Origin of the sequence: Streptomyces sp. NPDC048825 (assembly GCF_043198355.1) — a bacterium.
Lineage (GTDB): Bacteria > Actinomycetota > Actinomycetes > Streptomycetales > Streptomycetaceae > Streptomyces > Streptomyces xiangluensis.
The window spans coordinates 23882-36156 of the sequence record NZ_JBICUR010000032.1 but is presented as its reverse complement, the minus strand read 5'-3'; the positions used below and the strand labels follow the sequence as shown (position 1 = coordinate 36156).

General features: G+C 69.0%; 10 protein-coding genes and 2 pseudogenes. 5 read left to right on the top strand and 7 right to left on the bottom strand.

Annotation, left to right across the window (positions count from 1 at the left end):
• Positions 1-23: 23 nt before the first annotated feature.
• Positions 24-1030: pseudogene (locus ACGFNK_RS44090) on the top strand (IS5 family transposase).
• A 123-nt stretch (positions 1031-1153) separates the two neighbouring features.
• Positions 1154-2101, top strand: a complete 948-nt coding sequence (locus ACGFNK_RS44085) for an IS481 family transposase (RefSeq protein WP_393426578.1) — start codon at positions 1154-1156, stop codon at positions 2099-2101.
• A gap of 1158 nt (positions 2102-3259) precedes the next feature.
• On the opposite strand, the gene ACGFNK_RS44080 is transcribed toward ACGFNK_RS44085, so the two are convergent.
• Positions 3260-3598, bottom strand: a complete 339-nt coding sequence (locus ACGFNK_RS44080) for a hypothetical protein (RefSeq protein ID WP_393426511.1) — start codon at positions 3596-3598, stop codon at positions 3260-3262.
• On the opposite strand from ACGFNK_RS44080, the pseudogene ACGFNK_RS44075 reads away from it, so the two are divergent.
• Positions 3540-4262, top strand: a pseudogene (locus ACGFNK_RS44075) (transposase); the annotation flags it as partial. The gene ACGFNK_RS44080 and the pseudogene ACGFNK_RS44075 sit on opposite strands and share 59 nt — an antisense overlap.
• 198 nt (positions 4263-4460) lie before the next feature.
• Here the strand turns inward: ACGFNK_RS44075 and ACGFNK_RS44070 are convergent.
• The 3 genes from ACGFNK_RS44070 to ACGFNK_RS44060 all read right to left on the bottom strand — a co-directional run bounded on the left by ACGFNK_RS44070 (position 4461) and on the right by ACGFNK_RS44060 (position 6976).
• On the bottom strand, positions 4461-5033 hold the full coding sequence (locus ACGFNK_RS44070; protein ID WP_393426508.1) for a transcriptional regulator: 573 nt from the start codon (positions 5031-5033) through the stop codon (positions 4461-4463).
• Positions 5034-5132: 99 nt separating this feature from the next.
• Entirely contained in the window at positions 5133-6668 is a 1536-nt protein-coding gene (locus ACGFNK_RS44065; protein WP_393426505.1) for a helix-turn-helix domain-containing protein, read from the bottom strand.
• Entirely contained in the window at positions 6668-6976 is a 309-nt protein-coding gene (locus ACGFNK_RS44060) for a helix-turn-helix domain-containing protein (protein ID WP_393426502.1), read from the bottom strand. Before ACGFNK_RS44060 ends, ACGFNK_RS44065 begins: the two co-directional genes overlap by 1 nt.
• A gap of 222 nt (positions 6977-7198) precedes the next feature.
• On the opposite strand from ACGFNK_RS44060, the gene ACGFNK_RS44055 reads away from it, so the two are divergent.
• Positions 7199-7699 (top strand): hypothetical protein, encoded by a 501-nt coding sequence (locus ACGFNK_RS44055; RefSeq protein WP_393426499.1) that lies wholly within the window; start codon positions 7199-7201, stop codon positions 7697-7699.
• Between the two features lie 104 nt (positions 7700-7803).
• On the opposite strand, the gene ACGFNK_RS44050 is transcribed toward ACGFNK_RS44055, so the two are convergent.
• From ACGFNK_RS44050 to ACGFNK_RS44040, 3 genes are all read right to left on the bottom strand, one after another.
• Positions 7804-9297: a UvrD-helicase domain-containing protein gene (locus ACGFNK_RS44050; protein WP_393426575.1), complete on the bottom strand. Its 1494-nt coding sequence runs from the start codon at positions 9295-9297 to the stop codon at positions 7804-7806.
• A gap of 554 nt (positions 9298-9851) precedes the next feature.
• Positions 9852-10631 (bottom strand): DUF6083 domain-containing protein, encoded by a 780-nt coding sequence (locus tag ACGFNK_RS44045; RefSeq protein ID WP_393426496.1) that lies wholly within the window; start codon positions 10629-10631, stop codon positions 9852-9854.
• A gap of 169 nt (positions 10632-10800) precedes the next feature.
• A complete protein-coding gene (locus tag ACGFNK_RS44040) occupies positions 10801-11064 on the bottom strand; it encodes a helix-turn-helix transcriptional regulator (RefSeq protein WP_393426493.1) in 264 nt (87 codons plus the stop codon).
• 616 nt (positions 11065-11680) lie between these two features.
• On the opposite strand from ACGFNK_RS44040, the gene ACGFNK_RS44035 reads away from it, so the two are divergent.
• Positions 11681-12271: a hypothetical protein gene (locus ACGFNK_RS44035; RefSeq protein ID WP_393426490.1), complete on the top strand. Its 591-nt coding sequence runs from the start codon at positions 11681-11683 to the stop codon at positions 12269-12271.
• Positions 12272-12275: the final 4 nt, after the last annotated feature.

Genomic DNA, 12275 nt, shown 5'->3' with positions numbered 1-12275 from the left:
TGGCTGCCCGCTGGAAGGCCGCGATGGCCTTCCTCATCGCGCTCACCGACGAGCAGTGGAAGTTGATCGAGCCGTTCCTGCCGATAGGCGAGTACGGCCCGTACCCTGAGCGGCTGCGGGAGCAGTTCGAGGGGGTGATCTGGCGGTTCCGCACCAGCAGTCAGTGGCGGGAAATGCCGGGCGAGTTCGGCCCGTGGCCGACGGTCTACGGTCGCTTCCGGGTCTGGAGGGACGCCGGCGTCTTCACCGCACTGCTGGAAGGCGTGATCGCTGAGGCCGCCCGCCAGGGGCAGACGGACTTGTCCCTGGTCAGCGTGGACTCCACCACCGCCCGTGCCCACCACGACGCCGCCGGGATGTGCATCGGCAAGGAGGTCATGGATGCCCTTGAGGAAGCCGCCGCCGACCAGGAACGGGCCAGGCAAAAGGGGGCGGCCCGCCGGAACAGAACGGACAAGACGGAAGCGACGACCCCGGCCGGGAAGAACGGCGGCACATCAGGCGACGGCGCAAGCTCCGTCTGACGGAGGCCCTGCTCGGCAGGTCCCGCGGTGGGCTGACGAGCAAGATTCATCTCGCCGCGGACCGCAAGTGCCGTCCGTTGTCGTTCGTCCTGACCGCAGGACAGGCTGCTGACAGCCCGCAGTTCGTCCCCGTGCTGCAGAAGGTGCGGGTCCGTCTGCCTGCTGGCCGTCCCCGGACCCGGCCTGACGCTGTCGCCGCGGACAAGGCCTACTCATCCCACGCCAACCGCTCTTACCTGCGGAAACGCAACATCAAGGCAGTCATTCCGGAGAAGAGGGACCAGGCTGCCAACCGGAAGAAGAAAGGCAGCCGGGGCGGTCGGCCCACAGGTCACGACGCTGATCTCTACAAGGAACGGAACACCGTCGAGCGCCTGATCAACAAGCTGAAGGCCTGGCGGGGCATCGCGACTCGATACGACAAGAGGCCCGAGAGCTACCTCGCCGGCCTCCACCTCCGCGCCTCGATGATCTGGATCAACGACCTGCTGAAGGCAACCAGTTGATCACGACGTCACACAGGCCCTAGCTGTATTGATCACGAGCGTTGTTGACACTGGCCGTGCTTGATCATGGCGAAGACCTCCGGTGTGGTGGAGGTGTCGAGTCTTCACCGCACGGAGGTCTTCGTGTCCCACCGTAATGCCCGGCTGACCGTTCACGGCAGGCAGCTGCTGGTCGAACGTGTCCGCACCGGACGCCCCGTCGCGCATGTCGCCGCCGAGATGGGCATCTCCCGCGTCACCGCTTACAAGTGGATGCGCCGCTGGCGGACCGAAGGCGAGCAAGGACTGCACGACCGGTCCAGCCGTCCGCGCACGACACCGCACCGCACGGCGGGGGCGATCGAGGCCCGCGTGTGCCGTCTTCGGCAGGACCGCAAGCTCGGCTCGGCCCGCATCGGCCCGATCCTGGGCCTGCCCGCCTCGACCGTTCACCGCATCCTCACCCGGCACGGCCTGAACCGCCTGTCCTTCCTGGACCGGCCCACCGGCCAGGTCATCCGCCGCTACGAACGCGACCGGCCCGGCGAACTGGTCCACGTCGACGTCAAAAAGCTCGGCCGGATCCCCGACGGCGGCGGGCACAAGGCGCTGGGCCGCCAGGCCGGCCGGGCCACACGCAGCGCCATGGGCTTCGACTTCGCCGTCGACGACCACAGCCGCCTCGCCTACAGCGAGATCCACCCGGATGAGAAAGCCGCCACCTGCGCAGCCTTCCTGCGCCGGGCGGCGGCCTTCTTCACCGCATCGGGCATCGACCGCTTCGAGCGGGTCCTGACCGACAACGCCTGGCCCTACCGCAAGAGCTTCGCCTGGCAGCAGACGCTGGCCGACCTCGGTGCGGTCGGCAAACTCACCCGTGCCTACCGGCCGCAGACCAACGGCAAAGTCGAACGCTTCAACCGCACCCTGCTCGACGAGTGGGCCTACCTGCGGCCCTACACCAGCAACACCGAACGCACCGACGCCCTGCCAGACTTTCTGCACACCTACAACCACCACCGCTGCCACACCGCACTCGGAGGCCAGCCACCCATCAGCCGCGTCAACAACGCTGCGGGTCAATACACCTAGCCGCTGGGCACAGCGAAGGGATACGGCTTCGCGGGTGACAGGACGTCAGGATCACGCACCCGCCACGGCGGCGATGCAATGGCATCGTAGAGACACGCTTGGATGCAGCGCGAATTGGTACCGTCCTCCAACCCTCCAGATGCGAGCCACTGTGATGCACTATAAGATCGTTGAAGGGTTACGGTAAGTGAGGGGTTAATCGGACGTCAGGGTAATTCCGTTACTGCGTCAGGAGTTACTATGCCTGGACGCCTAACATCTGCCGCTGTTGTTATTGCGGCGGCTTTCACTTTCGGCTTCTATCTGCCCATTGCTGCCGGAGCGGCTCCTCCCACAGCATCGTTTTCTGCTGAGGCAGCGAAGGTACCAGAGCCGTCCGTGCTGTATCCAATGTCTGAGCAGACCTTTGATGCAGCATGCAAAACGCAGGGATACTCCCAAGGCGTTACTCTGGAAGGGGCTGACCCATACTCAATTCGTTGCGTCAATGAAGACGGAAGCCTTCAGACGTTCAGGCCGCGCGATGACATTCACGCCTTCGTCGGGCAGGCATGTCAGGACACTTACACAGACGTGAAAGTAACCGACCGCCTCGCCACCATGGACGGAACCTATAGCGCTTGGGAATGCGCCGAGTACGGGTCGTACGCTGGGGCTCCAGACCTTAAAGCCTGGTGTCAGGCCAAAGGGCTGCAGCTCATTAACAGGCCTGAGATTACATACCAGGCATACCGGTGGTTCTGCGCAGATTCGTCCAGGACGAGGGTCGAAGGAATCCCCATGGACGAAGTATGCGCGACCCAATTCGATGAAACCGCTCTCGACCGTGTGTTCAACGTGTACGGGACGAAGGTCGAGGATGCCTGGGACTGCTTCTACACCAGGTGACGGAGATTTAGGCGCCGACGGGTCGGCGCTCTCTCCGAGGTGTACCTAACCTCGCGCTTTCACGAAGCAGGCTGTCCGAGGGCTGACCAGAAAACGGAAAGTGCTTTTGACCTGCAACGATGGGACTTGCTGAGGGTCCTCTCGACTGCAAGGAAAAGAGCACTTTCCAGGTGACAGACCCCACCGGATTGCACCCGCGGGTCCGTGTCCAGGGAGACGGCCCCCAGATGGCCTCGCAGGCCGGTTCGGTCCTGCTGCGGTGGTGCCTGCTCAGCCGTCGGTTTGTTCGCCGACGAGGAATCCTTCGGCCCAGTGGGTTTGACCCACGGTGTACTCGTGCACGTGGAAGCCGTTGGGATGGTCCCTGAATCCGGGTAGGGTGCGCGCCCGCTCGATGCGTTGTTCCGCCCGTTGCTGGATCGAGTACAGGCCGAGGAACGTGAAGCTGTCCTCGCTGTCGTCCCAGAAGAGCGGTTCGCCGTCTTCCATGAAGTCGACGGTGGTGGGAGCACCCGGCTCGTCCGCGAAGTGATGCCTGTGCACCAGGAGGCCGAAGGAGCACCGGCGCGGACGGCAGACCCTGATCCGCACCGACTCCGCGGGCGGCACCCACGACTTCGTCGCCTGGCTCGCGAAGCGAGGACGCTGGCTGTCCTACTCGGTCGGCATGGTGATCACCGACGCGATCCACCAACACGTGCTGAAGGTCCCCGCATCCGCCTGGACATCGGCCACCGAGGCGGACGGCGAGATCCGGGACGGCGCCTGGGTCGCCGAACTCACCGGCGATGTCCTGACCGGCTGGCCGACAGGTATGCGGCTCATCGTCCGCAAGGAAAGACCACACCCCGGGGCCCAGTTGAGGCTCACCGACGCGGACGGCATGCGTCTCACGTGCTTCGCGACGAACACCACCGGCCTGCCGATCGCCGCACTCGAGCTCCGCCACCGCCTGCGTGCCCGGGCCGAGGACCGCATCCGGGCCGCCCGGGCCACCGGCCTGCGCAACCTGCCCCTGCACGACACCGCCCAGAACCACATCTGGCTCGAGATCGTGCAGATCGCGTTGGACCTGCTGGCCTGGATGCCCATGCTCGCCCTGACCGGCAAGGCCCGGCTATGGGAACCCCGCCGACTGCGACTCCGCCTGTTCACCACGGCCGGACAACTCGTCAACACCGGACGCCGGCGCATCCTCCGCCTCGCGGCTCACTGGCCCTGGACCCACGAGATCACAGCAGCACTCGACCGGCTCGCCCAACTCCCCGCCCCGACTGACCAGCCGTCCACCCGTCCCGACGACCAGCACCACCCCACCCGGAGCAGTGGAACCCGGCGCCCACCCGACGCGACACCCGGGCCGCCACCATGCCCACCGTCAGCCACCGAAAGCGAAACGGTCCACCGACTCCGTCGGCGGACCGTCATGCAAGATCGAGGCTAACGACAAAGCCAATGCACCACACAGGTTTCAGGCCGCGAAGCCCACGTTGGTGACGTACTCGTACTGGCCCCACTGGGAGCCGAGGTCGACGATCTGGTCGCCCCAGGCGTCGTCCAGCTCCTGGTCGTCGCCGGCCACCCAGGCCTGCACGATGCGATCCCATCGGCGGACGTTCATCGTGCGGAACTCCACGACCCGCTGGCGGGGCCGGTCGACCTGGGACTGGTTGATCGGGTGGATCTCCACGCGGGTGCCGCGGCCCTCGCGGTTGAGGCGGGCGGTCAGGTAGCGGGCGATGTTCTCGCGCCGCACGGTGCGGTAGGCCTGCTCGATGCGCTCGAGGTTCTTGCGCGAGGGCGTTCGGGTGCCGGCCAGCCAGGCGCGCAGGGTGCGGTCGGTGACGGTCAGGCCGGCCGTGCGGGCGGCGGCGCGGGCGTGGTCGGTGCGGGTGAGGTAGTGCAGTCGGGCGAGCAGGCCGCGGCGGGCGGTGACGGGGGTGGCGATGTAGCCGGCGAGCGCGTCCAGCTGCCGCGCGACGGCTTCGTGGCCTTTGATGCCGCGGGCGCCGTATTTGCCGAACTCGATGTTCCGTTCAGGCATTGTCTCTTCCGGTCCTCGGTCGGTGGATCACTGTACGGGCTCGTGCGGGCCGATCACCCGCCCCCGCGGGGCAATTGACGCCGGGACAGGTGATCGACCTCAGGAGGGGGTCTCAGGGGGCTGCGGGGGCTGGGTCTGTTCGGTGCCGACGGTGTAGACGTCCTTGACCTTCACTTCGGTGACGCTGCGGCCTTCGGGGAACACCGCGCGCCAGTCGCCGGTGACGTGCAGTTCGTCGGTGCCCATGGCGCGGACGACCATCAGGCCTTCGTCGTACGCCCGGTGCGCTTTCCACCACAGGTTCACGAAGGCCTGGGAGCGGATGAGGTGCATCCAGTCGGTGCGGTAGAGCTCCCGGTTGTAGTTCGACTCCCCCAGGGTGGAGACGAACTTGGAGTACATCTGCTTGACGTACTCCAGCGTCACGTCGTCGTCCTCGGTGATCGCCCGGTCGCGGGCGTCCTTGAGGGCGATGCGGAACTTCTCCAGGAGGCTCTCCGTGGCGCCGGAGGTCCAGGATTCGTGGATCTCCGGTGGGTCGCACAGGCCGTACTTCGGGCCTGCGAGGCGCAGCAGCAGGCGCAGGGTCGGCTCGGTGACCCACAGGGGGCCGGGTTCGTCGCGGTTGCCGATCGGGTTGGGCAGGTAGGCGTCGTGATCCCAGACGGGCGGCGTGATCAGGTGGACGCCGGCGCGGCGGCGGTCGTGGTCGTTGCCGGTGGAGTGCTCCAACTGGCCGATCGGCAGGTGGGTCTTGAGCGCGGACAGGTAGGCGCCGTTGATGTCGAGCGCGGTCACCTCGTGCTGGCCGGCGGGCAGTTCGGGGCGGGTCCACTTGGGGCGGGCCTCCCAGATCTGGTCGGCGCCGCGCGCGGTCTGCTTGCGCAGGATGTCGGGCAGCCACGGGTGCGCGACGACGTCGTACCGGCCGCCCTTGCGGGTGTGGTCCAGCAGCGCCATCGCGTCCGGGATCGCCCGCTTCACCAGCGCCGCGGTCGCTGTCTCGACATCACCGGCGTGCTGCGCGAGGACGGCCGCGACGGCGGAGCCGATCAGGTCCGGGGTCTCGGATGCCGCCCGCACCCGGCGGCCGACGGGCACGACCTTGACGCCGGACGCCGCCCGGCTCTGCCGTCCGGCGGGCGCCGGCTGCCGTGACGCCGCCGGGGGCGCGGGCTTTTTCGGCTGCGTGGGCCCGGCCGTGCCGCACTCGGCAGGGTCCAGGTGCTGCGGGAACCCTTCGACCTGGTAGCGGGCGGGCTGCCCGCACAGCACGCACGACTGGGGCACGGGCAGGGCATCGACATCGTCCATGCCGACGGCCTGGTCTACTTCCGCCGGGCCGTTGTCTCCGGGGCCGGGGTCGTCGGCGGGTGCTTCCGCGGCCGCGGCGGCGTCCAGCTTGGTGCGGGCTCCCTCGAGGAAGTACGCGTACTTCGCCCGCACTTCGCCGCTCGGGTCCCGGCCGGACTCCCAACCTCCGACCGTGGACGCGCTGACGCCCAAGGCCTTCGCGAGCTGTACGCGCGAGAGGTTCAGCTCCTCGCGCAGGGAGCGCCGTTCCTCGGCGGGCGGCAGCGGGATCTCCTGCTTGGCTCCGGCGAGCAGGGCGTCGATCGCGTCGAATTCCGTCATCAGGCTCCCCCGTCTACAGCCGCAGGGCGTGCGGTAGCGGTATGGCGGCTGGGAACGCGCCGGCGTTCTTCGAGCAACGACTCCGTAGCCCGGGTCGGTCCCGCAAGGAGTTCGAGAACATCGATGCCGTAGTGCGCGGCGAGCGCCTCGCAGTCGGCCAGACTCCATGCGGCAGTGCCGGACTGACGGCGGCTCACCTGCGCCTGACTCACTCCCACGGCGGCGGCGAGGTCGGTCTGAGACTCGCCGGTCGCGTGAAGGAGTGCCGCTACGGCGGACCGCACTCGCTCATCGAGGCTCATACCCATGCTGCGCATAATAGCACGCCATACGCATTATTTATGCGTTTTACGCATCGCGGTGTCACGCGGAAACGTCAGTCATGGGCTGGCTCGGGCTGACCCCGGCGCACTGCGGTACACCGTGCCGGTGGGTGCCCTCCAACGACAGAAAGGCGGCAGGCCATCCGAACGGGTGAGCCCTTGAAGGCTGGCCCCAGACCGACGCCTGCCTTGCCTACCGTTACCGAGATGGAGGCCGAATACCTACGCCATGGCGTGCCTTTGACGGGCTACCAGTTGTCCCAGGCCGACCACCGCCGGCAGCACGAGGCGGTGCAGGTCCATGAGTGGGTTCAACGCCAGCTTGCCCAGGCCCCTCGCTGGTCGGACGAGCGTTGGGAGAAGATGCGCCAACTCCTCGGGCCTTCGACTTCTGCGTGGGAACTGCAGCGGTGGCGCCTGCGCTTGTACTGCGGGCATGTCATCGAGGCGACCCGTCTCCGGGAAAGGCCGCGGCCGGATGGAGGGATCTGCGACAAGGAGCGCTGCCCGGAGTGCGGTCTGGACCCTGCCGTGATCGTCGCCTTCGAGCCTCTCGGGCCCGTCGCTGATCCCTCACCGGAGAAGCGCTCCCGGAAGCCCAGCCGCTCCACCCGGAAGCCGCCCGCAGATCGGCGTAGCAGGGCCGAACTGGTGGCCGAGAATGAGGCGTTGCGTGCGGAACTGGACGCCCTGCGAGATCAGGCATAGACCGTCTGTGCACCCGTCGAAGCTGAGGCGGTCTGGGCCAAAATCGGCAAGCTGTTCGCCCAGGTTCCGAGCAGTTCTTCGCCCTCCGTCTCGTGATCCGGGGTCTATGTGGGCCCGTCCTCGGCCCGCGGTGTCGGTGGCAGGGGTACGGCAGGGTGGTTCTCAATCCAGGACAGGCCGCCGATGTCGAGCCTGCGGCGTGTGCGGGTGACGGCGACGTAGGCGAGGCGGGCTTCGCCGTCGTCGATCGGGCCGGGCACCGCGCGGCCGGTGTCGTCCAGCTGGTCGCTGTCCTTGGGCGGGGTGAAATCGTCGGCGATTTTCACCCGCGCCCATTCGCGCCCTTTGGCCTTGTGGGCGGTGGAAACGGTCACTTCGGCCTGTTTTTCGGGGACGAGTTGGGCAACGGCGGAGAGGATGGCGTCGGTGCCGTGGGTGTCGACGAGGTCGACCAGTGGCTGCAGATCCCGTCCTGCCGGGTCGTGGGCAGCGTAGTCCTGCAGGTCTCCCCAGGAGGGGAACAGGACGAGCTCGGGGTGGGTGGTGCGGCGGCCTTCCTTCAGGTCGCGGGCGGCCAGAGCCAGGGCGCGCAGGCTGTCTCCTCCTCCGACCAGGGCGACGCGGTGTCCGGCGGTCAGCAGGTCCATGACCTGGGCGATGGCGCCGACGTTGGTGCGGCACAGTATGGCGTCGGGCCGGGTGAGGGGGCCGAGTTCGGTGGGCACGGTGGTGGTGCCGGTGAGGCGGATCGGGGCGTCGGCGATGGCCAGCCACCGGTTGGCCTCGTCGGCGAGGTGGGGGCCGAAGCGGAAGGACTGGGACAGGGTGAGCTGGGTTCCGTCGAAGCCGGTCATGACGTCTTTGGCGCCGCGCCAGTGGTAGATGGCCTGGGCTGAGTCGCCGACCATCACCAGCTGGGCGTGGTCGCGCTGGTCGAGGAAGATCTGTTCGACGACGGGGTTGGTGTCCTGGGCCTCGTCGAGCAGGAGGAAGTCGGTGTCGATCTTCGGCTGGGTGAGGGCCCAGATTTTCAGGTAGTGGTCGTGGTCGAAGCGGACGCAGCCGTCGTCCGGGTGCTGGAGGTCGCCCCACGCTTTGCGGGCGAAGGGGACGATGTGGGCGGCGAGTTGGGCGTGCAGGGTGTGGTTTTCGAGGCCGCGCAGGTGGGGGACGTGGTGGCGTGTGATGGCGGGGTCGGCGGTGTGGCAGAAGCGGGCGACGGTGCGCAGGGTGGCGTTGGAGAGGGTTTTTTGTGACAGGTCGCGTTCGCCGATGCGGATGGCTTTGGTGATGCCGAGGGCTTGTCCGGTCTGCCAGGCCGGGCGGCGGGGCGCGTTGAGACGTTGGGTGTAGTGGTGGCCGACGGCGGCGTAGGCCAGGGCGTGGGCGGTCTTGCAGCTGATGGTGGAGGGGAAGCGGGAGCGCGCGTCCTGGGCGATGGCCCGGTTGTAGGCGAGGTAGCGGCCGCGGCGCGTGGTGGCGTGGGCGAGCTGGGCCAGGGTGGTGGTCTTGCCGGTGCCTGCTCCGGCTTGGAGGGCCAGGTGGTGGCCGGTGTGGAAGGCGTCGGCCGCGGCCTGCTGTTCGTCGGTGGGGTTCAGCATGGCGCGACTCCGGGGGTGTGGGTGAGGGCGCGCCCGACGGCTGCCAGAAGGTGGGAGGCCGGGGGTGTGGGCGAGCAGGTGCTGGACTTCTTGGTCGAGGCGGTTGGCCTCCTCGCTGCTGTGCCGGGCGGGGGCTCGGTGGAGGGTCTGCTGGAAGACAGGAAGTGGTTGTCCCGCTTCGTCGGCGGCGGACCTCAAGGCGGTGTGTGTGGCGGGCGGGAAGGCGACGTTGAGGAGGGTCCGGCCGTCTGAGTCGGGGTAGTGCGTGGTGATCACGTCGATGGGCAGACGTCCGTCGATCTGGTGGCGCAGCCGGTTGAGGGCCTTGTCCGGGGTCTTGGCGGACACCAGGGTCAGGAGGTGGGTGGCGTCGTGGTTGGCCGCGGGCGGCATCGTGCGGGTGGCCTGGTGGAGTTCGGCGGGGGTGAGGGGCCGGGTCAGGGTGATGTCGGCGTGGTGCGGCATCGTCATGCCTTCCCGCGGTGGCCGGGTGTGGCGTGCGGCAGGCGGGTGTGGATGTGCGCCGTGTGCAGGAGGGGGTCGAAGACCTGTCATCCGGCCAGGGCGAGATCGGCGGCGCCCGGGGTTGCGGCATGGGCGGGGCAGCGCTGGGTGCGCCAGCGCAGCTGCTCGGTGTAGGGCTGGCGGCTGAGGTCGTAGACGGCCATCAGTGTGGCGGGCAGGGTGAGTTGGCCGCGTTGCGGGCTCGCGGGCAGCAGTGTCCACATGCCTTGGGTGGTGTGGGGGGCGAGTACGGGATGCGGGCAGCGGCGGCGCTGACGGGTCTGGGCCACACACCGGATGTCCTCGAGGGCGGTCTCGGCGAGGTAGCGGACCAGCAGCAGTTGCACGATGGGCCGGGTGGGGCGGCCCGCCCGGCCGGCGGGCGGCTCGCAGGCGGCGGCCGGGGCGGGGGTGAAGACGCCGGTGTCGATCAGGCGGCGGGTACGGACGGCGAGTTGGCGGCGTACCGCCTGGATGTGCGGGCCGACCGGGGCGGTGGGTGTGCGCTCCGGGCAGAGTACGGCGTGCGGGATGCGGCACCAGGCGCTGCCGTCGCCGTGCGGGAGGGCAATGCCGCTGCTCAGGTGCCAGCGGCAGGAGACGGGCACGTGGGCAGTGGCCAGTTCCGCCGGGTGCATGGCGATGGGCCGCTGGTCGGCGCGCTGGTAGAAGTCGATGCGGTTGCCACACCGGCGGCAGCGGCCGCTCTGACCAGTGCGCAGTAGACGGCTGGGGCTGGCGGCGGCCACCCGCAGCGGGCGGCGGGGGTGCGTGGTGCGGGGGCTGCCGTCCCAGTGGCGGCCGGTGGATAGGGGGTTGGGGTGCATGGCAGGGACCGTGCCAGGCCGCACCCGGCGATGACGGGGAGGGACAGGGCGGTGTCCCCCGGGCGGCCCAGCAACCCCGAACACCTGCGCCAGCAAGCGCCCAGGCGTTCGTTGTGTACTCGCCGGTTCGGGTGATTCGCACAGCGGTGCGCGACCGGGTGCTGCGTGGTCAGGAGTTCGGCGTACCCGGCAGGGTGTGGTCGGCGCAGAGGGTGCCCAGCAGGTGCTCGATCGGCACGTCGAAGGCGTGGGCGAGGGCGTGCCAGGTGGTGACGCTGCCGGTGGTGCGGCCGTGTTCGAGATCGATGAGGGTGCGCCGGGCCAGGCCGCTGCGGCGGGCGAGTTCGTCGAAGGTCCAGCCGCGCTCGTTCCTCAGCCGCGCCAGCGTCACGCGCAGCGCGGTGAGGTCGGGGTCGGGCGGCAAGATCGTCACTCCACCATCCGACGGTGCAGGACCCTGCCCTGTCAGTGCAGATCTCTGCACTATCTGGCGGGGCGGGAGTGACGTTCACGGTGCAGGGATCTGCACTACCGTGCGTGCGTCCTGGGTGCTTCCGGCGGGAGCACCCGCCACAGCGGCGCGGACAGACGGGAGGACAAGAGGCCGATGAGGCTTGCCGGCGCGCCTGCCACGGTGCGGCGCATCTGGACGGTGGAACTGCGTTCACGGGCGGGCGGTCCGAGTCTCGTCTGCCCCCACTGCACTGTGCACGCCACTCCCCTCGAGGCCGCCTCCGCGGTCCGCTGCCCTGGCGCATCTGGCCTGCCATGCGCGCATCGACGCGCTGCCGGGGTATCTGCGCACCTGTCAGTGCCGGGCACGGGGCTGCTCCTGGCATCCGCGTCACCGCGGCTGCGCCGGGCCAGTACTGCTCGCCCTCACCCGCGACCGCAGCGGCCGCACCTGGCGTCTCGCCGACGCCTGCGCGGCCTGCGCGGCCGCCACCAGTCACACGGCCGTCGTCCCCGCCACCCTGCTCGCTCCGCGCCGGCCGGGATACAGCGGGCGCCACCCCGCATCACTGGGCGGCCCGGCCGAACGCACCCGCGTGCGGGAGATGCTCACCTACCTGGCAGCAGCCCTCCCCCAGTTCACCTCCCCCACCGCCCGGCTCCTCACCCTGCAGTGCGCCCTGCGTGCCGACACCTATGGCCATGTCCGGCTGCCCGGCGGCCTGTTGCGCGGCATGCGGCTGCGCGGCCGCAAGGAGCTGTGGGAGGAACTGGAGCACGCCAACTGGCTGCGCCGTACGGGACGCAGGCCTCCTCACGTGGAGGCGCTGCTGCTGGATGCCGCCGTCCTCTCCCAGCAACCAGGCAGCCGAGCACGGGCCCGCGCCGCACACTGGGCCCTGCGCCCCACTCCCCTGGCACTGCCGGCCGGACCGCCTCCGGCGATGCAACTGACCGCACTTGCCCTGGCCACGCACCTCACCTCGGGCGATGCCGGCAGTACCGACATGGAGGTGCTCGCCCGCCTGTGCGGACACGCACCCCACCAGACCTCCGAACTCCTCGACCGGCTGACCGCATCACACACACTGACCATCTGGCACCACAACCGCGAAACTGATGAGGTCTTCTGGCACCTGCCTCAACAGCACGCCCCAGCACGGGCCAGCGAGCCTCGGCGGCACTGACTGC

Bases quoted from the DNA above. Each gene is read 5' to 3' on its own strand.
- ACGFNK_RS44070 (WP_393426508.1), bottom strand. From the start codon at position 5,033: ATGCCTGAACGGAACATCGAGTTCGGCAAATACGGCGCCCGCGGCATC.
- ACGFNK_RS44045 (WP_393426496.1), bottom strand. From the start codon at position 10,631: ATGCACCCCAACCCCCTATCCACCGGCCGCCACTGGGACGGCAGCCCC.
- ACGFNK_RS44060 (WP_393426502.1), bottom strand. From the start codon at position 6,976: ATGGGTATGAGCCTCGATGAGCGAGTGCGGTCCGCCGTAGCGGCACTC.
- ACGFNK_RS44055 (WP_393426499.1), top strand. From the start codon at position 7,199: ATGGAGGCCGAATACCTACGCCATGGCGTGCCTTTGACGGGCTACCAG.
- ACGFNK_RS44065 (WP_393426505.1), bottom strand. From the start codon at position 6,668: ATGACGGAATTCGACGCGATCGACGCCCTGCTCGCCGGAGCCAAGCAG.